Annotated in this window: 20 protein-coding genes and 1 tRNA gene; 8 read left to right on the forward strand and 13 right to left on the reverse strand. The window is 68.1% G+C overall.

Annotated features, from left to right (window positions below):
• Window positions 1–56 precede the first annotated feature (56 nt).
• Together motA and ILT43_RS17375 are read left to right on the forward strand one after the other, a co-directional pair.
• Entirely contained in the window at window positions 57–920 is an 864-nt protein-coding gene (gene motA, locus ILT43_RS17370) for a flagellar motor stator protein MotA (protein ID WP_204200250.1), read from the forward strand.
• 3 nt (window positions 921–923) lie between these two features.
• Window positions 924–1,832: a flagellar motor protein MotB gene (locus ILT43_RS17375; RefSeq protein WP_204200251.1), complete on the forward strand. Its 909-nt coding sequence runs from the start codon at window positions 924–926 to the stop codon at window positions 1,830–1,832.
• A 57-nt stretch (window positions 1,833–1,889) separates the two neighbouring features.
• On the opposite strand, the gene ILT43_RS17380 is transcribed toward ILT43_RS17375, so the two are convergent.
• Entirely contained in the window at window positions 1,890–2,381 is a 492-nt protein-coding gene (locus tag ILT43_RS17380; protein WP_204200252.1) for a Ros/MucR family transcriptional regulator, read from the reverse strand.
• A 159-nt stretch (window positions 2,382–2,540) separates the two neighbouring features.
• Here ILT43_RS17380 and ppk2 point away from each other — a divergent pair, with 159 nt between their 5' ends.
• Both ppk2 and ILT43_RS17390 read left to right on the forward strand, forming a co-directional pair.
• Complete coding sequence (gene ppk2 / locus ILT43_RS17385) at window positions 2,541–3,305, forward strand: polyphosphate kinase 2 (RefSeq protein ID WP_204200253.1); 765 nt, start codon at window positions 2,541–2,543, stop codon at window positions 3,303–3,305.
• A 57-nt stretch (window positions 3,306–3,362) separates the two neighbouring features.
• On the forward strand, window positions 3,363–4,454 hold the full coding sequence (locus ILT43_RS17390; protein ID WP_204200254.1) for an alpha/beta fold hydrolase: 1,092 nt from the start codon (window positions 3,363–3,365) through the stop codon (window positions 4,452–4,454).
• Between the two features lie 21 nt (window positions 4,455–4,475).
• Here ILT43_RS17390 and ILT43_RS17395 read toward each other — a convergent pair whose 3' ends face one another.
• The 4 genes from ILT43_RS17395 to ftsE are packed head-to-tail and all read right to left on the reverse strand — an operon-like array spanning window position 4,476 to window position 7,310.
• Window positions 4,476–5,171: a lysophospholipid acyltransferase family protein gene (locus tag ILT43_RS17395; RefSeq protein WP_204200255.1), complete on the reverse strand. Its 696-nt coding sequence runs from the start codon at window positions 5,169–5,171 to the stop codon at window positions 4,476–4,478.
• Window positions 5,168–5,641: a YdcF family protein gene (locus ILT43_RS17400; RefSeq protein WP_239475016.1), complete on the reverse strand. Its 474-nt coding sequence runs from the start codon at window positions 5,639–5,641 to the stop codon at window positions 5,168–5,170. The genes ILT43_RS17395 and ILT43_RS17400 overlap by 4 nt, the downstream gene beginning before the upstream one ends.
• Window positions 5,642–5,694: 53 nt before the next feature.
• Entirely contained in the window at window positions 5,695–6,606 is a 912-nt protein-coding gene (locus tag ILT43_RS17405; protein ID WP_204200257.1) for an FtsX-like permease family protein, read from the reverse strand.
• On the reverse strand, window positions 6,603–7,310 hold the full coding sequence (gene ftsE / locus ILT43_RS17410; protein ID WP_204200258.1) for a cell division ATP-binding protein FtsE: 708 nt from the start codon (window positions 7,308–7,310) through the stop codon (window positions 6,603–6,605). The genes ILT43_RS17405 and ftsE overlap by 4 nt, the downstream gene beginning before the upstream one ends.
• A gap of 216 nt (window positions 7,311–7,526) precedes the next feature.
• Here ftsE and ILT43_RS17415 point away from each other — a divergent pair, with 216 nt between their 5' ends.
• The gene (locus tag ILT43_RS17415; RefSeq protein ID WP_204200259.1) at window positions 7,527–8,264 is read left to right on the forward strand and encodes an MJ0042-type zinc finger domain-containing protein; all 738 of its coding nucleotides are present in this window, start codon (window positions 7,527–7,529) and stop codon (window positions 8,262–8,264) included.
• A gap of 230 nt (window positions 8,265–8,494) precedes the next feature.
• Window positions 8,495–8,581 (forward strand) — tRNA-Leu (locus tag ILT43_RS17420).
• A 52-nt stretch (window positions 8,582–8,633) separates the two neighbouring features.
• Here the strand turns inward: ILT43_RS17420 and ILT43_RS17425 are convergent.
• From ILT43_RS17425 to ILT43_RS17460, 8 genes are all read right to left on the reverse strand, one after another.
• A complete protein-coding gene (locus ILT43_RS17425; RefSeq protein WP_204200260.1) occupies window positions 8,634–9,269 on the reverse strand; it encodes a PilZ domain-containing protein in 636 nt (211 codons plus the stop codon).
• The gene (locus ILT43_RS17430) at window positions 9,263–9,502 is read right to left on the reverse strand and encodes a hypothetical protein (RefSeq protein ID WP_204200261.1); all 240 of its coding nucleotides are present in this window, start codon (window positions 9,500–9,502) and stop codon (window positions 9,263–9,265) included. Before ILT43_RS17430 ends, ILT43_RS17425 begins: the two co-directional genes overlap by 7 nt.
• Entirely contained in the window at window positions 9,502–10,032 is a 531-nt protein-coding gene (locus ILT43_RS17435; protein ID WP_204200262.1) for a hypothetical protein, read from the reverse strand. Before ILT43_RS17435 ends, ILT43_RS17430 begins: the two co-directional genes overlap by 1 nt.
• Window positions 10,029–15,014, reverse strand: a complete 4,986-nt coding sequence (locus ILT43_RS17440) for a DUF11 domain-containing protein (protein WP_204200263.1) — start codon at window positions 15,012–15,014, stop codon at window positions 10,029–10,031. Before ILT43_RS17440 ends, ILT43_RS17435 begins: the two co-directional genes overlap by 4 nt.
• 97 nt (window positions 15,015–15,111) lie before the next feature.
• A complete protein-coding gene (locus ILT43_RS17445) occupies window positions 15,112–16,224 on the reverse strand; it encodes a DUF11 domain-containing protein (protein ID WP_204200264.1) in 1,113 nt (370 codons plus the stop codon).
• Between the two features lie 47 nt (window positions 16,225–16,271).
• Window positions 16,272–16,745, reverse strand: a complete 474-nt coding sequence (locus ILT43_RS17450) for a hypothetical protein (protein WP_204200265.1) — start codon at window positions 16,743–16,745, stop codon at window positions 16,272–16,274.
• 11 nt (window positions 16,746–16,756) lie between these two features.
• Window positions 16,757–17,719: a hypothetical protein gene (locus ILT43_RS17455; RefSeq protein ID WP_204200266.1), complete on the reverse strand. Its 963-nt coding sequence runs from the start codon at window positions 17,717–17,719 to the stop codon at window positions 16,757–16,759.
• 367 nt (window positions 17,720–18,086) lie between these two features.
• On the reverse strand, window positions 18,087–18,500 hold the full coding sequence (locus ILT43_RS17460; RefSeq protein WP_204200267.1) for a DUF1810 family protein: 414 nt from the start codon (window positions 18,498–18,500) through the stop codon (window positions 18,087–18,089).
• 95 nt (window positions 18,501–18,595) lie between these two features.
• On the opposite strand from ILT43_RS17460, the gene ILT43_RS17465 reads away from it, so the two are divergent.
• Window positions 18,596–19,117: a hypothetical protein gene (locus ILT43_RS17465; RefSeq protein ID WP_204200268.1), complete on the forward strand. Its 522-nt coding sequence runs from the start codon at window positions 18,596–18,598 to the stop codon at window positions 19,115–19,117.
• 10 nt (window positions 19,118–19,127) lie between these two features.
• A complete protein-coding gene (locus ILT43_RS17470; protein WP_204200269.1) occupies window positions 19,128–19,757 on the forward strand; it encodes a YbhB/YbcL family Raf kinase inhibitor-like protein in 630 nt (209 codons plus the stop codon).
• Window positions 19,758–19,913 lie beyond the last annotated feature (156 nt).

The raw sequence follows: 19,913 nt of genomic DNA on the forward strand, positions 1-19,913 counted from the left end.
GCGCTAATCGGGTGGGGTAACGCCGGCGATGCCGGCCACCGGAGGCAGCCCCCACAATGTTCCCAACCATCGGCATAGTCGTCCTGATCGCGATGGTGTTCGGAGGCTTCGCGTTCACCGGCGGTGCGCTCGGCCCCGTCATGCACGCGATCCCGCACGAAATGCTCATCATCGGCGGCGCGGCCGCCGGCGCGCTCATCATCGGCAACTCGGGCGCCGAACTGAAGGCGATGGGCGGCGGACTGGGCAAGGTCTTCAAGGGACCGAAGTACAAGAAGCAGGATTATCTCGACGTCATCTTTCTGGTGTCGAAGCTGATGAAGATGCTGCGCATGGAGGGCCCGATCGCGGTCGAGCCGCATGTCGAGGACCCCAAGTCTTCCGCCGTCTTCGCCGAATACCCGAAGCTGCTGAAGGACCACACGCTCATCAACCTGATCGCCGATACGCTGCGCCTGGTCGTGGTGTCGTCGGGGACGCTGGACGTGCATGCGGTCGAAGAGGTGATGGACCACTCGATCAAGACCCACCACCATGAGGTGGAGGGACCGCATACGACGCTGTCCAGCCTCGCCGATTCGCTGCCCGCGCTGGGCATCGTCGCGGCGGTGCTCGGCATCGTGAAGACGATGGGTTCGATCGACAAGCCGCCGTCGGTGCTGGGCGGCATGATCGGCTCGGCGCTGGTCGGTACCTTCATGGGCGTGTTGCTGGCGTACGGCGTCGTGTCGCCGCTCGCTGGTCGCCTGAAGCAGGTCATCGACGCCGATGCCGCGATCTACGACGTCGTCAAGCAGATCATCATCGCCTCGCTCCACGGCCATCCGCAGCCGCTGGTGATTGAAGCGGCGCGTTCCGGCATCAAGCACAAGAACCAGCCCGGCTTCGCCGAAGTGTTCGACGGCCTCCGGGGCAAGTAAACGATGGCGAAGGCAGCTCCCCACGGGCACAACGTCCCGCCGAAGGTGATCGTCAAGAAGATCTACATCGAGGGTCACGGCGGCCATCACGGCGGTGCGTGGAAGGTCGCCTATGCCGATTTCGTGACCGCGATGATGGCGTTCTTTCTTTTGCTGTGGTTGCTTGGAGCGACGACCGAGAAGCAGCGCAAGGGATTGGCCGATTACTTCGCGCCGACGCTGATGGATTCGAAGAAGCTCGGCATCGGCGGCTCGGGACCGCTGGGCGGCGAATCGATGATGTCGAACAACAAGACCGGCCCGAAAGCGGCGGCGGCGGCGATCGCGTCGATGGGTATCCCGTCCGCGTCGGTCCAGGCCGGCCCCGAAGTGGGCATGGGGAAGAAGGGTTCGCTGCGCAGCACGCCGGCCAGCCGTGCGGAGGATATCAAGACTTTCGAGCAGATGAAGCGGCAGGTGATGCAGAAGATGGCACAGTCCGCGGACCTCGCCAAGCTCGCGAGCCATGTGAAGTTCGTGCGGACCGACGAGGGATTACGCATCGATCTGGTCGACGACGCCGATTATTCGATGTTCGCGATGGGGACGACCGCGCTCGACCCGCGTGCGGCGGAGTTGATCGGCATGATCTCGGAATCGATCCGCAGCACCGCCAACCCGATCATGATCCGCGGGCATACCGACAGCGTGCCGTACGGCGATCCGCGCGCGATGAACAACTGGATGCTGGCGACCGGCCGGGCGGAAGCGACGCGGCGGCGTCTGGCGCTCGGCGGTATTCCGGAAAACCGGTTCGAACGCATCGAGGGCGTCGCCGACCGCGAGCCGATGATCGTCAAGGACCCCAGCGACCCGCGCAACCGGCGCGTCGCGATCACCCTGCTCTATCGAAGCGGCGTGTTCGGTCAGTAGGCAAAGAAAAAGGGGCGGCCGAGCGGACCGCCCCTTTTTCCTTGCGTCGGCAGAGGCTTATTCCGCCGCCTGCGCCTCGGTCGCCTTGCGACGACGGTTCGCGCCCTGGTTCTCGACCTTGGTGCCCGGCTTGCGGCCCAGACCGATCTTCTTCGCCATCGCGCGACGGCTTTCCGAGTAGTTCTCGGCGACCATCGGATAGTCGGGCTTCAGGCCATAACGCTCGCGATACTCGACCGGGGTCAGGCCGTTGGTCGCCAGATGGCGGCGCAACGTCTTGTACGGCTTCCCGTCGATCAACGAGATAATGTGATCCTTGGACGCGAGCGACTTGCGCGCGCTGACCGCTGGTACATACTCGGTCGACGTTTCGGCCGTCGGAGCGGGCTGGCTGCCGGCGTTCAGCAGCGCGGAGACCGTATCGTGCATCTTGCCCAGGAAGGAAGGAACTTCATCGGCGGAGGTGCGAGTGTTGGGGTTGCCGAGCCAAGCAATCGTCAGCTCGGTTGCCAATTCAACGGCATTGGTATCAGTGGTGTCGGGGGACATCAGTTACTCCTTTGGTCCGAGTGTACGTAGCGATGCGCAACAGTGCGTCAACACCCAGACCAACATCGTATACAACATAGTTGACTCAAATGCACGTAAACACGTGAGTGTGCGAAACACGAACGCTGCGTTTCAAAAGCTGTTTTCAAAGGTATCGCGATGAACGATGATCGGAACGATGTGGAGGGCCGCCTGGAACGACTGCAATTGGGACTTGTGCATCTGCAGACTGCGATGGCAGCGTCCGGTGAGCGCGTCGTCGTGGTGCTGGAGGGGCGCGACGGAGCCGGCAAGGACGGCACAATCAAACGGATCATCGAGCATTTGTCCCCGCGCGCGACTCGCGTCGTGGCGCTGCCCAAGCCCTCGGACCGGGAGCGGACGCAGTGGTATCTGCAACGCTATGTCGCACATCTGCCGGCGGCCGGGGAACTCGTGATCTTCAATCGCTCCTGGTACAACCGTGCCGGCGTCGAAGTGGTGATGGACTTTTCCAGCAAGGCGGAACAGGCGGAGTTCCTTCGCGACGCGCCAGATTTCGAGCGAATGTTGGTCGAAAGTGGCATCAAGCTGGTGAAGATCTGGCTGGATATTACAAAGAAGGAACAGAAGAAGCGACTGGACGCGCGCCGCACCGATCCGCTCAAGGCGCTGAAGGTGTCGGACATGGATGCCGTCGCACAGAAGAAGTGGAAGGCGTACTCGGCCGCTCGCGACACGATGCTGGCGCGCACGCACAGCGCGATCGCGCCGTGGTACTGCGTCCGTGCCGACGACAAGAAGGCCGCGCGCCGTGCGATCATCGCCCATATCCTGCATCAGGTCGCACCGGCCGCGATCGTCGACGACCTGCCGCGGCCCGATCCCGACATCCTGTTCGCCTATGATCCCGCCGCCGGAGAGGACGGACGGCTCTCTCAGTAAGGGGGGCGGGTCGGCAGCCGGGTTGCGCGCCGCGAAGCGCTGTCGCATGGCGTCGGCATGACGATCGCTCCCCGCGGATATGACGCCGTTCCAGCCGGTGCGTCGCTGGTCGCCGTGGCGCTGGGCGACGCCGACGCACCGGCGGTGCTGATGCTCCACGGCGAAGGGCAAAGCCGGGCGATGTGGGCGGAGGCGGTGACGGCGCTGGCCGAAGCTGGCCGCTACGTCATCGCGCTCGACCTGCGCGGCCACGGCGAAAGCCGTGCGGCGAGCGAGGGCGCGGCGGATCTCGACGCGCACGTCGCGGATGTTCGCGGCGTGCTGGAGACGCTCGGGTCGCGACCGGTCGTGGTCGGCTCCGGCCTCGGTGCGCAGGTCGCGCTGGCGACGCTGGGGGAGGGGGGCGAGCACCTCGCGACCGGGCTGGTCCTGCTCGACGAAGACGAGGGCGACGCCCCGATGCGGACGCGCCTCGATGCGGCGGCGACCCGGATCAAGGTGCCGACGCTGGTGATCGACGGCCCCTGCCACGACATCGCGGGGGCACGCAAAGCCGCCATTTCCGAAGGTGGACCGTTGGTTGCGGCCGATCGCGCCGACGCGTTCAACGCGCTGTTGCTCGAATTCCTCGAACAGGCGGCGCCGCGCGCGGTGCCGGAATATCGCGCGGGCAGCGACCCGCGGACGCTGCGCGATGCGCTCGGGTGCTTCGGGACGGGCGTGACGGTGGTCACGACGATCGACGTGGAGGGCAAGCCGGTCGGGCTGACCGCCAACAGCTTCACCGCCGTGTCGCTCGACCCGCCGTTGCTGCTCGTCTGCCTCGCGAACACCGTTCAGTCTTTGCCGGCGTTTGCCGCGGCGAAGGGGTTTGCGGTGAACGTACTGCACACCGGGCAGCAGACCGTATCCGGCCGCTTCGCCAGCCGCCACGAAGACCGCTTCGCCGCGACGCCGTGGGAGACGTGGGACACAGGCGCGCCGATCATCGAGCACTCGCTCGCCAGCTTCGACTGCACCAAGTTCGCGTGGCACGAGGCGGGCGATCATGTGATCCTGGTCGGTCACGTCCAGCGCGTCCGCTTCGAACCGCGCCGCGATCCTTTGCTGTACTTCCGCGGGCGATACCGGCGGCTGCATTTCAGTTGAGGCGGTTGCCCCGGCGAGCGATCAATCGGCCGCCGTATCCAGCACGTTGATCCCGGCGTGCGCCTGCGCCTCCGCCTCGTCGCGGGGCAGGCCGGGCGGGACCGGTTCGCCGTATCGAAACGTCACGACACCCGGCAGCTTCAACCCTTTGCGGGGCCAGAGCCGGCCGCTGTCGTTGGCAATGCTCACCATCGGCAGGTTCAGCGACCGGTACAGGCCCGCGAAGCCCGGCCGCAACGGTGGCTGCTCGCCAGCGGCGACCCGAGTCCCTTCCGGGAAGATCAGCACCGACCGGCCGGCGGTTCGTGCTGCGGCGGCTTCGCGCAGCATCCGGCGCAGCGCGACGCCCGACGCTTCGCGGTCGACAGCGATTGCGCCGTACCGTTTGGCGGCCCAGCCCCAGACGGGGATGTCGGCCAACTCGCGTTTCAGCACGATGACGGGCGCCTGAAACAGGTCGGGCGCGATGATCGCGTCGAACATCGACTGGTGCTTGGCGACGTACAGGACCTGTCCGGTCGGCTTCGGCCCCTCGACACGCACGGTGATCCCCAGGAATATGCGCGCGCACCAGACGTGATATTTCACCCAGCCGCGCACGTAGACGCGCAGTACGCGGCGTCCGAACAGCGCCCCGACCGGCGCGAACAGCACGATCGGCACCGATCCTGTCCAGAAGACCAAGGCGAACAGGATATTACGCAACCGGACGATCATGATCTTCCCAACCAGATGGCGACCCGGCGCAGGATCAGCTTGTTGTATTCGTTGACCAGCGTACCCAGCCGCGGGCTGCTCGGCACGCCGTCGCCCAGCACCAGCACGCCCTTGCCCATCGACGCGCGCAATTCCATTCCCGCCCGTGCCAAATGCCAGTCTGACGTGACGAGGCGCACGGTGCGGTAATTGTGCGCGCGAACCCACTGCGCCGTCTCCTCGCCGTTCGAGCGCGTATCGACGGCATCGGTGCCGAGATCGACGCAGCATGCGAACAGACGCGTCGATCCCGGATAGGTCCGCGCGAGATCGGCAGGCCTCACCCCGGAGCCGACTCCCGTCACCAGCATCCGCTTCGCCTGTTTGCTGCGCAGCAATTCCAATCCGCGATCGATGCGTCCGGCCCCGCCGGTCGGCACGACGATGCCATCGGTGGTCGTCCCCTCCAGCGGTTGCGGCAAGGAGACCATGAACACGGCGAAACCCAGCGCCCACACCAGACCCAGGAACCCCAGCAGCCGGATCACAGCGTACGCCTGAGTGCACGGGTCACGGCGAAGCGAGCGGCGGCCATCGCCAGCGCGACGAAGCCCAGCGGCAGGATCGCGAGCAGCACCCAGTCCGCCGGTCCCAGCGTGACGCCGCCGATCAGTTCCGACCCCAGTGCCGCGAGTTGTCCGCCGATCAGCGCGATGACGCCGAGCGCCACGACGGTCCCGACGATCCCGCCGATGCCGGTGTCGAGCGCGATGCGCCGCTGGAACAGCCGAGCGACCTGCACGTCGGTCGAGCCGAGCATGTGCATGACCTCGATCGTGGCGCGGTGCGCCTCCAATCCCGCGCGCGCCGCCAGCACCACGACCGCCGCCGTCGCCCCCGCCATCAGCAGCACGACCCCCGCCGCCAGCCAGGTGACGGAGCGCATCAGGCCACTGACCGGCGACATCCAGCGCGCGTGCCGGTCGACGCGCGCGGCCTTGCTCGCCGCGGTGACGCGCGCGACGACGCGGTCGGCTGCCCGATCCTCGGCGGCACCGTCTTCGTTCGCGGCGAGATCGACATCGATCATCGCCGGCACCGGCAGGCCCGCATCAGCGGCGTCGCTGCCCAGCCAGGGGCGCAGCAACCGCGTCAGCTCGGCGCGATCTACGGGGGTCGCCTGCGCCACCTCCGGCATCGTCCGCAACACCGCCAGGACGCGTGCAGCGGCGGCGTCGCGACGCGCTGCTTCGCCCTCGACGACCTGCACGGTCAACCGTCCCGCCAGTTGCCGGTCGAGCAGCCGTCCCGCACTCGCAGTGCCGAGGCCGAGTGCGGCGGCGAGCACGGTCAGGAACACCATGATCGCCATGACCCACGTCATGGCGCGCACGCCGCCGGCTTCGTCGAGCAGGCGCGTCGTGTCGGGGCGGCGGCGGGCCGCAAAGAGCGTCACGGCTCGCCTCGCGGCGGCGGATAGCGCAGCGCACCGGTGGGATCGAGCAGGCGGCCGTGATCCAGCCGCATCATTTGCGCGGTCGGGATGCGCGACACGAGGTGCAGATCGTGGGTCGCGACCACCACGGTGGTGCCGATCGCGTTGAGCGATCCAAACAAATGGATCAGCCGGTCCGCCATATCCGGGTCGACGTTGCCGGTCGGCTCGTCCGCGACCAGCATCTCCGGCCGGGTGATGACCGCGCGCGCGATCGCCACGCGCTGTTGCTCGCCACCGGACAGCGTGGCCGGCTTCGCGTCGGCGCGCTCGGCCAGCCCGACCCAGGCGAGCATCTCGCGCACCGGCCGCTCGATCTCCGCATCGGCGATGCCGGCGACGCGCAGAGGCAGCGCGATATTGTCCCAGGTCGACAGATGCGGAACGAGGCGGAAATCCTGGAACACCACGCCGATACGGCGGCGGAAACCCGGCAATCGTTCGCGCGGCAGCACCACCGCATCCTCGCCGAACAGGCGGATCACGCCGCGGCTGGGGCGTTGCGCGAGGTACAGCAGCTTCAGGAGCGACGTCTTGCCCGCGCCGCTCGCCCCGCTCAGGAAATAGAAGGACCCGGCCTGCAGGCTGAAGCTGATATCGGTCAGCGTCTCCGCGCCGGTGCCATAACGCAAGCCGACATTCTCGAATTGCACGATCGTCGTCATGGCCGCCCAGTGCTTGGCACGTGCGGCGCGCCGCTTCAAGCTTGGGAGCCGGCGCGGAGGCGCGCCGCTTCGCGCTTGGCAGCCGGTGCGGAGGCGCACCGCTTCGCGCTTGCCAGCCGCGGCGCGGGCGTGGCACATTCATGACGGCCGCGCTTCGTCGGCGTGCTGGGGCGTAGCATGATCCTCGAATGTCCAGAGTGCCGAACACGTTATCTGGTGCCCGACAGCGCCATCGGGGTGGAGGGGCGGACCGTCCGCTGCGCCAATTGCCGGCATAGCTGGTTTCAGGAACCGACGCCGGTAGACCTGCCGCCGGAGCCGCTCACGCCTCTCGCCGCCGAGGCCGAACCGGTGCGGGCCGAACCGCCGCAGCCCGAGGAGCCGCCGGTCTTCGCCGACCCCAGCTATTCGGACCCGATGCAGCCGGAGCCCGCCTTCGCCGAACCCGTTTATGCCGGTCCTGCGGTGGAGCAGCAGGCGGAGGATTACGATGCCTTCGCGCATCAGGCCCCGTTCAAGCCGCGGCGCAAGCCCGCCCGGTTCTGGACGTTGCTCGCGGTACTGGCCGGATTGTTGATGCTGGTCGGCGCGGCCGCGATCCTGTGGGTCGGCGCGCCCGGACTGGCGCAGCAACTGGGGCTGAGCATCGGTCCGGCTGAAAGCCCGCTGCGGCTGCGCGACAATCCGATCGAGCGGCGCGAGCTGGAGAACGGGTCGGAACTGTTCGCGGTCAGCGGTCAGGTCATCAATCCCTCGTCGGAGCGGCAGCGGGTACCCGACATCCGCGCCGAACTTCGCGATGCGCAGGGGCGGCTGGTATACAGCTGGACGATCACGCCCGAACGCCGGACGCTGGCACCGGGAACGACGCTGGACTTCAATTCCGCCAAACTCGACGTGCCCTCCAATTCGAAACAACTGGAACTGACGTTCGCCGGCGACGGCGGAGCATAGGCATATAGCCCCTCCCCATGAGGGGACGGGTTGAGGTGGGGCCTCTCCACGCGCGATGAGCATGCGGCACCGCCCCACCCCCGGCTCCTCCCCTAAAGGGGAGGGGACAAGAGTAAGCCTCCCCCTGCGACGAGGATCGCAACGCCGCTGACGATTCCCGTTGCGGTCCCCCGCACCGCTTGCTAGTGGCCGCGGCCTGCCAGCTGCCGGTTACCCGGCGGAGTTCACGTGCGGTCGTGGCGGAATTGGTAGACGCGCAACGTTGAGGTCGTTGTGTCCGAAAGGACGTGGAAGTTCGAGTCTTCTCGACCGCACCAGACATCCCCTGAATAGAGCATTCCCCCCGCCGGGGATCACGCCATAAGACGATCAGCCCGCCAGGATGTGCGCCAGCGCCTCCAGCGACAGTGGCGTGACGAAGCGGAAACCGCATCGCACCCCGGCCTCGCCCGCCGCATCGCTCGGCCGCACCCAGCACATGCGCCCGTAGAGCGACGATCCCGTGTCGGGCAGCAGCAACTGTCCCGTGTCGCCGACCCGCATCGGCCACGGTGTTGCGATCTTCGCGCCGCCCGCCGACACGTCGATCGTCCGTGCCGCCAGCCGCTTGTCCCCGAACCGGAGCAGCGCCGGCCGGACCAGCGCGAACCGGGGGGCGCGCGCGATCAGCCCGGCCTCGTCGACCGGTTGGAACACCCGCTCCACCGGTTGCGGCATCGCGAACTCCAGCCCGGCCTTGCGGTCCCGCACCCAGCGCACGGTCGCCTCCACCATGTCCAGGCCCCGCATCGCGATCGTCATCCGGTCTCCCACCACCGGCGGCACCGCGAACCGCGCCATCATCCCGCCCGCCGAGATGTCGTGGATCAGGCACGCGACCTCTGTTCCCGCATAGGTCGCGCGCCCGATCAACAATACGGCGCGGTGGCGTTTGCCCGGTCGCCGCCGGTCGGCCACCCCCGCGGCGGCCAGTCCGTCGTCCCGCAGATCATAGTCCTTCAGCAAAACCGTGGCTCCCCCATCGTCCCGCGCGGCCTCGCCTGCGCGCGAAGCTGCCGGGTCCGGTACCGGACCCGCTGCCAGAAGGTCGCGTCGTCGAGCAACCAGCGCTCCAGCGCCTCCGCGATCAGCGTCGCGATCAACGCCTCCGCCTTGGCTTCGTTGTGCGTGACGAAGATTTTGGCGACGACGGTGACGTCGCTGCCATGATCGCTACAGTTGCGGGGGAGGGGGGGCATCAGTTTACTCGCGTGCGGAAGCGGAGGCGGAAGGTACCGCCGGTAAAATGGTTTCCATTCAGCTTCATCCTGATCTGCTTCACCTTCACATCGCACCCGTTCGCGTCGGGTACGGGAACATAGTTCCAGGTCGTGCCGTCGTAGAATTCGATTCCGTCGGTGAGGCTGGCAAGCGAGGTGTACGGCAGCGTCAGCCCACTGCCGATCAGCGCGCCCGCCGCCACGCCGTCCGCCAGTTCGACGGGGGCGGTCGCGCCCGGATAGTTGGTCACCACCAGGCACATGTTGACCGGGATCGGATCGGTGAACTGTTCGCCCGTCACCACGGCGCCGGTGTTGCCCGCACTGAACGTGCCCAGCGGGTTGGTGACGAGGATGCTGTAATCGACCAGCGCCCCCGGCAGCGCCTTGGGATTGAGCGTGCTGATCCTGTCGTCCGCGACCGCGCTGGTTTTCACGATCGTCAACGGCGCCGTCGCCGTCAGGATCGGGAGCAGCATCGCCGCGGTCAGGAAGCGGACCCGGATCATGGCCGCTGCCCGAAGAGTCGGCCCGCCACCGACTTCAGCGACCATTGATCGAACTTCACGCGCATCGTCACATATGGCCCCTTTCGCGTGTACCGGTCGGCGGAGAAATCGCGGTCGCGATAGCCGCCGATGTTGTAGCCGGCGCTGACCCACACATTCCCGCCGGGGGTGACGCCGACCGAAGGGCCGCCGCTCCACGACCACACGCCGCGGTCCCAGGCGTGGCTGACCGAACCCTGCACGCCGATGTCGAAGCGCTTGGCCACGTCGTGGCGCAGTTCGAAGCCGGCGACGTCGATGAAGCCGTCGTACACGTCGTCGGCGAACCGGCCGCGGACATACTTCGCACCGTAATAGAGCGTGGCTTCCGTCCCGTGCGACAGCCCCTCCGGTCCGGTGCGATAGTTCAGCGCCAGATTGTTGACGATGCGATCGGTGATCTGGTCGCCGCCGCCATACGCGGGCACCCCCAGCGCGTTGGCGGCGGAGAAGCCGCTATCCGCCCGCTCGTGACGCAGCTCCAGCCGCTCCAGCACCGACCAGCGGCTGTCGAGCGGGCGCAGCGCCAGCGCGATATCCGCAGAGGCCGTCGCCGCGATCCGCCCCGCCTCGTCCCGCACGCGATACGCGCGGACCGACGACGCCAGCGTCTGTCCCTCGCCGAGCGCGCGCAGCAGGTTGCTGGTGAAGCCGAGCCGCTGCTCGGTATCGGCATCGCGATATTCGGCGCGGCCGTTCCACGACCAGCGCGGACCGCGATAGGTCGTGCCCAGCGTCAGCGCGGCATAGTCGCCGTTGGTCTGCGTCTGCGACAGGAAGCCGCCCGACGCCGCCGGCTGGAACGCGTTGACCGCGGCGAGGGGCGAGATGTTGCCCTTCACGGTGTTCGCCGCATCGATGGTCGCGTCGATCGTCCAGCGCGTGCCGATCGGCACCGACTGGCTGAGGCCATATTGCGCGAAGGTGCGGCTGCCATTCTCGCCCGCCGCCTGCTGGTTCAGCGTGCTCGACAGCTTCGCACCGCTCCAAGGAGTCAGGTCAAAACCGGCCTGCGCGGTGTGCGCGACGAAATCCCGGCCCGAGGCGATCTCGTACCCGCCGATCAGGCGGATGCCAGGCGTGATGCGATAGCCGGCGGTGACGCGCGTGCGCTCCGGGAAGTCGGTGCTCGCCTTGTCGCCGCCCGGTGCGATCTGCGTCTCCGCGCCCAGCGTCAGCTTGTCGCCGAACAGCGCCTGCGTGCCACCCAGCGTCAACAGCCGGCTGTCGCGGTCGCGCCCGTCGAGGCCGCGGTCGGACGCGATTTGGGTACCGGCATACAGCGTGCCGGTGTTGCGGCGGTACTCGACGCGCGCATCGGCGGCGATCCGCTCGCCCGGGCCGACCAGTTGCGTCTGGTACCAGGCGGTGCCGGTGACCGACAGGCGATCGCTCAGCTTCAGGCGGCCGTCGACGCCCAGCTTGCGCGTGCCCGCCTCGACCAGATTCTGCTGGCCGACGCCGAACATCGCATCCTGCTGCCGCGCATAGGCGAGCACGTCGATGCCGCCGGTGTGCGTGTCCGCCTCGACCAGATAGGCGGTGCCGGCGCCGATGCCGCCGCGTCCGCCTGCGGCCAGTTCGGCGCGCAGTTCGGTGACGCCGAGCTTCGCCTTCAGGTCGGCGCCGATCACGGTCGACTTGGCGATCGTCTCGTCGCGGATCATGCTGGTGCCGATTTCGACCCGACCGACGCGGGCGGCGACGCGCGCGGCGGCGGCGAGCTTGCTCGTCCGGCCACCCTCGACCTCGTAATCGGCGACGATGAACACCGGATTCTGGTTGCCGTCGCGGCTCAGGATCGGGTTGCGGAAGCGGACGGTGCCCGCCGCCGTGTCGATGTCGTAATCGATGTGGCGCGTCAGCTGGCGCACGTCGAGGATCAGCTCCGACCGGAAGCGGTCGCGCGTCTCGATGCGCAGCTTGTCGCTGTTCGGCACGATGCGGCGCGTCGACAGGCGATACGGGCCGGACAGGCCGTTGCCCTGGATCTCGTCGCGCGCATACAGCGTGTCGGTCTTCGCGGCGAAGCCGGTCGCGCGGATCGTGCGGCCTTCGTAGGCGGCCTTCACGCCGTTCAGCGTGCGGCTGTAGCGGGTCAGCTGCGTATCGGTGAAGCCGGTCTCGAAATCGCCGAACAGCGCGTACAGCTCACGCCGCTCCAGGCGCAGGTACAGCTTGCGGCGGGTCGGCGCGTCGTAGCCCTGCACGCTGCCGTCGCCATAGACGGTGTAGTAGCGATCGGGATCGATCACGCCGAGCAGGCCGCGCTGCGGATCATAGGCACGGTCGCTGTCATAGGCCATCGTCAGCAGCCACTGACCCTTGATCCGGCCCTTGGCATAAACGGCGAGCTGACCGTCGGTGACGAGCTTGTTGCGCTCCGAGCGAGGCAGCGCGGTCGACCGGCTCTTCAGCGTGTCGTAGCCGATCGTGCCCGCGCCGAAGCCGACCACCGACCACTGCTTGGCGGCACCCGACAGCCAGGCGCGGATGTCGCTCGACCGCACGGTCTTGTCTTCGGTCAGCAACACGGTCGCGTGGACCGCACCTGCCTGCGTCGTCGGCTCCAGCGCGATGAAGGCATAGCCGTCGTCGCCGACGACATTGACGAGCGTCTCGGTTTTCTCGCGCCCGGCAAGCTGGCGGCGCTGCTCCAGCGCGGCTTCGACCGCGGCGCGGTACGGCTGGTTGAGGCGGAAGGGCACCGGCGTGCCGGCGCGCACCGGGCGATTGTCCTTGTCGACGACGCGCACGGCGATCAGCGGGCGGGTCAGGCCGTCCGCGACCAGCCGGCTCTTGGCGGCATCGAACGTCGCACGGACGCCGGCGCCGGCATAATGCACGGTGCGCTCCAGCGTGGTCACGGTCTTGCCCCCGGCGTCGAGGACGCGGGCGGTCAGCAGGTTGTTGCCTGCATGCAGTGGCACGCCCGTCCACTTCGACACCGCGACACCGCCATCTGGAGCCGTATCGGAGCCGTCATAGGTCAGCGCCTCGACCGGCGTACCGTCGACGCTCAGCGCGATCCGTTCGGACGGGGCATGCTTGATGACGACGCGAAGCGCGGGGTCGCGGGGGTTGTGATCGGCGGCCGGAAACAGCCAGTCGGTGCCGGGCGTCTGTCCGCTGATCCAGTCGCGGTTGCCCGCGGCGGCGGCATCGTCGGCGACGGCGACGGGCAACGCATCGCTGGCGGCGGCGGTGCGGCCGGTCGGCTCCAGCTGGAAATCGACGCGCTTCAGCGTGCCGCCCACGCCCTCGACGAAGCGCGAGATGGCGGAACCGGCCGCGCGCGTATCGGCGTCGCAGGCCACGGCGCGGTGCGTCGCGGGCAGGCTGTTCTCGTCCAGTTGCACGACATGGCGGCCCGCGCGCAGGCCTTCGACATGGTACAACCCGTCCTTGTCGGTGACGGTGAAGGTGCCGTCTTCCATCATCAGACGGATTCCGGGCACGCCCTTGCGCTTTTCGACCGGATCGCCGCACGCACCCTCGGTGACGCGGCCGATCAGCGTCATCGCGTCGCTGAACAGCAGCGCGCGCAGGCGGACGGAGGCGGCGGCCTCGTTGCTGGTCACGCCGCTGCCGGCGACGCGGGCACGGTTCAGCGCCTCGCCGACCGGCGCACCGGGGGCGATCGACACGACATAGCGCACGTCGACGCTGCCGCCGACGCCGACGTCGGGGATCGTGAACGACAAGGTGCGGCCGTCGCTGGCGACGTCGGGCTCCGCCGCGCCGCGGGTCGATCCCCGCTCGTACCGCAGGCCGGTCGGCAGGGTGTCGGTGACCTTCAGCGCACGGGCGGGCGCGTCGCCGCGGTTCGACAGTTGCAGGCGGTACTGGACGAAATCACCCGGCGACGCGTCGCGGACGGAGGCGGTCTTGGTCAGCAACAGGCTGTTCGATCCCGGCCGGTCGAGCGGGATATCGGTCAGGAAAGGGTCGGGCGTCTCCAGCACGAAGGGCAGGCCGAACGACGCATCGTTGATGATGTATGCGCCGTTGCTGCCGGTCAGCTTCGCCAGATCCTCGCGCGGGACGACGGAGGGCGCGGTATAGTCGCCCGGCGGCTGGATTCGGATCGTATAGGTGCCGGGCAGGGTCAGCGGGAACCAGTAACGACCCTTGTCGGCGACGTAGACGCGACCGCTGGCGTCGGTCACCTCTTGGCCGCTGACGACGGTGGACGGATAGCGGCTGATGCCGTCGACGCCGAAGACGGTGGCGGGGGCACCGTTGGCATCGACCAGGCTGACGATCGCGCCGTCCACCAGCGTGCCGTCGCGCGAATCGAAGACGTAGCCGGCGGGATCGATCAGCAGCGAGTTGGTCGACGAAAAGCTGAAATTATCCTCGGTATAGCTGAAGCTCAGCCGCTCTCCGCGTTTCAGGATCGCTTCGCACGGCTTCAGCTCGGCTTGCGTGCCGACCTGCGGAACGCCGCCGGCGAAGACACCGCTGTCGGGGGCGGTTTCCAGTATCGGGATCTCGCCTTTGTAGCTGGGCGTGGAGATGCCGATGTTGGCGGTGTCGCGGACGGCGGGATCGCGATTGGCGCCGGGGGCGTCGAGCACGAAGATCATCGGCTGCGACAGGTCAAACGCGGCGAGGGGCGGGGCGGACGCCAGCATCGCTTCGTCGATCGGGGCGGGGGTGTATTGCGGGGACGGCGTCAGGTCGCAGCGCGCGCCGGTCAGTTCGCGACCGGGAGGGGCAAGGCGGAAGCTGATGCGTGTCGGGCGCTTGGAGCGCGAAAAGGGCAGGGTGACGGTGTTCGAGCGGACCGTAGCGGTTTCGCCGGTCGCGGCGCGGAACGACAGCGTCGCCGTATTCTCGACGCGTCCGCCTGTTGCCGTCTGCGCCAATGCCGCCACGCCCGCCGACAACAGGGCGAGGGGGAGCATGATCGGCAGGGCAAGGCGGTGAAGCGGTCGCATGATATCCTGAAAAGTGCCGGCACGCGCGAAACGAGGGGACAGACGGTCCGCGCGTGCCGGAGCCCGAGGGGGAGGGGCCTCGGGGAGGGGGAGGGGCTTAGTTGATCGTCACATTGAAGGCGGCGCTGACGGCGGCGCCGCCGTTCACGGTCGGGATGATCGCCGTGACCGTCTTGGTCTGCGTGTCGAAGCTGCCCTTGTACGTCGTGCCGTCGGTATCGTCGGTGGCGTCGTCGTCCTGCGCCTCGCCGCCGAGCAACACGCAGCTACCGCCCGGCAGGCCGATCTTCAGCGATCCGGGGACATAGGTGGTGTTGGTCGGGATGACGTCGGTCAGCGTCACCGCATTGGCGCCGGTGCCGAGCGTCGCGTTGCGGACGGCGAGGCAGTATTCGACGACGGCACCCGGGAGTGCCTTCGGGTTCAGCGTGCTGACGCCGTCGCTGACCACGAACGACGATTTGGTGACGCTCAGCGCGACGTCGTGAATACCGACGACATAGGCCAGATAGGCACGCGCCTGCCCGTCGCGCAGCAGATCGGCACCGACGCCGTCGGTGTCGGCGTCGGCGAAGACGACGTCGACATCGTCCTTGCTGTTGAGCAGCGTTGCGGTGAGCGCGGCCCCCTTGGTGCCGGCCTGCCCACCCGCCGCGACAGTCGCGTGCAGGTTGACGATGGCGAGCTGCGCGGAGCTGGCCGGCACGTCGCCGACCAGGAACACCGTCACCGCGCCGTCGGGAGCCAGTTCGTCGATGAAGGTCGCAGTGTCGACGCCCGGATCATACTGGTTGTTGCCGTTCGAATCGACGTACGCCTTCAGGTTCTGCATGTCGAAATTGTCGGTGCCGAGACCAAGGCCGAGCGACAGGTTCTGGTCGCCGTCCAGCAGGATGTCCTGAATGGCGTTGGTCTTGTTGGTGACGCGGTACGTCGTCACCGCGCCGACCTGACCCTGGTTCACCTGCGTGTCCGCCGATTGCAGCGCGACGACGGTCAGGTTGACCTTGCGATCGACCACGAACGTCGCGGCGTTGGACGCGGTCGTCTGCGACTGGCCGTTGACCGAATAGGTCGCATTGGCGGTGTTGGTGACCAACACGCCGGCGGCGGTGCCGTTGGGGGTGGTCTGCGCTCCTGCCTGCGACGCCGCGATGCCGGAAACGGCCGCGGTGCCGGTCAGCAGCAGGCGCATGGTACGCGTGAACATGGTGCCTCCTGTCGTTCGGATGGTGGTGGTGGTGGTGGTGGGACGGGTCATCGGACGATCGCCTGGAAGGCGAGTTCGCCGCCGGTGCCCGCGGTCACCGGCGAATTCAGGCGCCACCGGACGTGCGTGACGTCGTCGGCGGTGGCAGGACGCGTGCCGCCCGCGACGGCGGGCACGCGCAAGGTGGACAGCGGTCCAAAGGTGCGGCCGTCGACCGACACTTCCGGCGCGGCGCCGGCCCCGCGCGGACCGCGATAGGCAAGGCCGTTCGGCACCGGATTGGCGAGCACCAGCCCGGCGATCGGCGCGGTGCCGCGGTTGCGATAGGCGAGCTGCACGACGACGCGGTCGCCGGGTCCTACATGGTTCGGCGCGGCGAGTTTCATCGTGACGCTGCCGTCCGCCGCCGGCACCCGCGTCTCCGCGAGCATCGTCGTCGTCAGGGCGAGCGGGGAAGCGGCAGCGGCAGCGGGTTGGGGACTCGCTGCCGCCGCGACCGCGGCGAACAGGAACGGGATCATCGCAATTTCCTTCACTGGAGACGGACCTTGAACTGGACGGTGTGGGTGGTGGCGGGGCCGCCCGGCCGGTCGGGCAGGCGGATGGACACGGACTGGCCGTCGAAGCCGCCGGCATCGCCGTCGGCGGCGTCGCTGATCCTGGCGTCGTCGAGGGTCAGCGTGCCGGGCAGGTAGACCGCGTCGGAGGGGACAGGGTCGTCGATGATCGCCGCGGAGAGGGCGGCATCGGTGGGGATCCGGGCCACCAGCGTGTAGGTGACGACGGCGCCGCTGCCGGCGGTTGCCCCTGCTGTCAGCGGGGTGCCGTCCGCGGCGGCGACCGACTGCGACTTGACCAGCGTCGGGGTGGTGGAGGCGGTGGCGACGAACGGGATCGCCGCACTCGCGATCGCGCCGGTATCGCCGACGATCGCATCGCTGCCATCGTCGCCAAGACCCGGCAATTCCTGCCTGGGGTCGCCGTGACCGGTGGTCGCCTCCGCCGTCACCGTCAGGCTGCCGTCGGCCGGGGTGGTGCCGGCGGTCGGAGCGAGCACCGCGACGAGCGGCAGCGTCTCCCCGGGCGCGAGGACCGGCGTCGCCCCGGTCAGGACGATGTCCTGCTCCGGCTCGAACCGGCCATCGCCGTTGGTGTCGATCGCGACGGTCTGCACCGTCGTCGTCGGCGTGGAGGTGCCGGCGGTGACGGTGAAGCTTTCCTGACCAGAACCCTGATTAGTCAGTTGCACGGGCACCGACACGGGCGTCGTGTCGATCGTGACCATGCCGCCGTCATGAGACAGCCCGATGTCCAGGCGTTCCGCGACGACGATCGTGACGGTGTTGGAGGGCATGGACTGCGACTTGCCGTCCACGTCGTAGCGAAGCTGCGCGGTATTGGTGATCGCGGTGCCGGCGCGGGTGTCCGCCGTCGCGGGCGAAGCGGGGACGCACGCAGCGGCAGTAGCAAGGGCGGCTGCGGGAAGCCCCCCCATCCACAGTCGCAACGTTGTACCCGAACACGTCAAATTTCGCTCCCAGCGCTTTTTCGCGGGAACAAAATCGCTCGATTTATATTAAGCAGAATCTACCAAGTCACATTGGCGATCAACAGCTTCGCCATTCGCTTCCATAAGCAAAAGCGGACGTGGTTAACATCGTCGTAACCATGGAACTCACCGGAATACTGCGCCCCAACTCGGCTTTCGCAGGTGAAATGGCTCCTGAACTGACTGCAATTGCGCCATGTTACCGATCCGGATGTATTCCGGTTGGAATTTTGCTGTCGATGCAACCGCTTCTCAACGCGACCGTTGATCGATCACACCACGCATGTTCGTTTATGCGTGGTGACCATATTCCTCATTTCAGCAGGTCCAGCGTCGCCCTGTCGCGCTCGCCGCTATAAAACCGGTCCAGCCCGGCCGTGAACACGGCTTTCTGCGAATCGGCAGCGACCGCTTCGAACAGCGTGAGCGAGGACCGCAGCTTCATCGCGTCGATCGATCCGAAGATCGTCTCCGCCGACCCCGATGCCGTGATCGCCGCTCGCGTCGCTTCGATCAGCCGCGATCCGAGCAGCGGGTCCGCCAGATAGGCGCGGGCCTCGTCGGCCGAAGCGATCGCGTAATGCCGCGCGGTTTCGCTGCGCCCCAGACCGGCGATCTGCGGAAAGATCCACCACATCCAGTGGCTGCATTTCCGTCCTGCAGTGACCTCGGCGATCGCGGTCGGCCAGCTCCGGGCCTGTGCATCGATGAAGCGGGACAGGTCCACGGCACGGCTCCCATCGTTCTGTGCCGACTGCAACCGCCGTCCGTGCGGCGCGTTCCCACCGCCAAGACCATAATCGCAGGGAGGAACAGCTGCGCATGTCGCGTCACACGATCATCGCCACGGCGATCCTCCCCGTCGCGTTGTCGATCGCCGGGTGTGGCAAGGGCCAGCCGGACGGCAATACCCTCGCTCCCAGCGGCTTCGTGCCACCCGCGACCCAGGCGCCCGCGCCGATCGCCGGGCAGGCGCAGACGACACCGCTGTCCAATTATGTCGGGCATCTGCCGAACGACGCGGTCGACGGCGTGACCTTCTTCGACCGCAGCGAGGTCGCGAATGTGCTGATCGAACTGGTGCCGGACGAACGCCCGCGGCACCTGATCGCCGGGCGGGAGGCGACGACGACGCCGATCTTCCGCCGCGGCGCGCTGGTGGCGGCGCATGGGTGCGAGCAGAACAATTGCGGCGACCGGAACTGGACCGTGATGATCGCCGCGGACGCCAACGCCGACAAGGCGGTCGTGTGCTACCACGACGCGGCGTCGATGGGCGACGCCAGCCGCTGGACCACCCGCGCCCGCGCCGAACGCCGGCCCGGCGACTGCCCCTCCGCCTGAAGGATACGACATGCTGGAACACGTGCCGCATTGGCTGGGAAGTGCGCTGAAGGGCTTGCGCGCGGGCACCGACAAGCTGGCGGTCGCGCAGGAGGGGTTGGGGGCGTTCGAGGCGTTGACGCTGTCCAGCCCGGCCTTCGCCGATGGCGGGCGCCTGCCGGACCGGTTCACCGCGGATGGTGCGGGCGTGTCGCCGCCTTTGATGTGGCGCGATCCACCGCCGGGCACGGCCCGGCTCGCGCTGCTGGTCGAGGATGCGGATTCGCCGACGCCGCAGCCCTTGGTGCATGCGGTGGTCTGGGACCTCGCACCGGAGGCGGGGCATTTGGCGGAGGGGGCGATCGTCGCCGACGGGAAGGGCGACACGGCGGGCCGCGATGTCGGCCGCAATTCCTATTACCGGGAGGGCTGGTTGCCGCCCGATCCGCCGACCGGCCACGGCGAGCATCGCTATGCGTTTCAGCTTTTCGCGTTGGCGGAGGGGGCGGGCGATCCGGGCGATACGCCGGGTCGGACGGCCCTGCTGGCGGCGATGGCCGGGAAGGTGTTGGCGGCGGGGATCCTGATCGGGACCTATTCGCGGATGGAGGAGGCTCCGGTCGGCCCGGTAGGCGCTGGGGCGGGGGCGGCGGCGGCCTGATCGGCACACCGCCCGCGGTTCAGCTTCAGATCAGCGTGGCGTGCGCCGATCCCATCATCAGCATCACGGTCGAAGCGAAGCCGATCAGGCCGATGAGGATGCTCTGTTTCATGTCCGTTGCTCCGGGTGGATCGTTCAGGCGATCGGAACGATGGG

The sequence above is a fragment of the Sphingomonas longa genome (genome assembly GCF_016892685.1).
Classification (GTDB): domain Bacteria; phylum Pseudomonadota; class Alphaproteobacteria; order Sphingomonadales; family Sphingomonadaceae; genus Sphingomonas; species Sphingomonas longa.

Coding starts and splice junctions, on each gene's coding strand:
- ppk2 (WP_204200253.1), top strand. CDS start 2,541: ATGAACGATGATCGGAACGATGTGGAGGGCCGCCTGGAACGACTGCAA.
- ILT43_RS17435 (WP_204200262.1), bottom strand. CDS start 10,032: ATGATCCGGGTCCGCTTCCTGACCGCGGCGATGCTGCTCCCGATCCTG.
- ILT43_RS17390 (WP_204200254.1), top strand. CDS start 3,363: ATGACGATCGCTCCCCGCGGATATGACGCCGTTCCAGCCGGTGCGTCG.
- ILT43_RS17375 (WP_204200251.1), top strand. CDS start 924: ATGGCGAAGGCAGCTCCCCACGGGCACAACGTCCCGCCGAAGGTGATC.
- ILT43_RS17455 (WP_204200266.1), bottom strand. CDS start 17,719: ATGGGGGGGCTTCCCGCAGCCGCCCTTGCTACTGCCGCTGCGTGCGTC.
- ILT43_RS17450 (WP_204200265.1), bottom strand. CDS start 16,745: ATGATCCCGTTCCTGTTCGCCGCGGTCGCGGCGGCAGCGAGTCCCCAA.
- ILT43_RS17380 (WP_204200252.1), bottom strand. CDS start 2,381: ATGTCCCCCGACACCACTGATACCAATGCCGTTGAATTGGCAACCGAG.
- motA (WP_204200250.1), top strand. CDS start 57: ATGTTCCCAACCATCGGCATAGTCGTCCTGATCGCGATGGTGTTCGGA.
- ILT43_RS17465 (WP_204200268.1), top strand. CDS start 18,596: ATGTCGCGTCACACGATCATCGCCACGGCGATCCTCCCCGTCGCGTTG.
- ILT43_RS17470 (WP_204200269.1), top strand. CDS start 19,128: ATGCTGGAACACGTGCCGCATTGGCTGGGAAGTGCGCTGAAGGGCTTG.
- ILT43_RS17445 (WP_204200264.1), bottom strand. CDS start 16,224: ATGTTCACGCGTACCATGCGCCTGCTGCTGACCGGCACCGCGGCCGTT.
- ILT43_RS17400 (WP_239475016.1), bottom strand. CDS start 5,641: ATGGTCTCCTTGCCGCAACCGCTGGAGGGGACGACCACCGATGGCATC.
- ILT43_RS17395 (WP_204200255.1), bottom strand. CDS start 5,171: ATGATCGTCCGGTTGCGTAATATCCTGTTCGCCTTGGTCTTCTGGACA.
- ILT43_RS17440 (WP_204200263.1), bottom strand. CDS start 15,014: ATGCGACCGCTTCACCGCCTTGCCCTGCCGATCATGCTCCCCCTCGCC.
- ILT43_RS17430 (WP_204200261.1), bottom strand. CDS start 9,502: ATGCCCCCCCTCCCCCGCAACTGTAGCGATCATGGCAGCGACGTCACC.
- ftsE (WP_204200258.1), bottom strand. CDS start 7,310: ATGACGACGATCGTGCAATTCGAGAATGTCGGCTTGCGTTATGGCACC.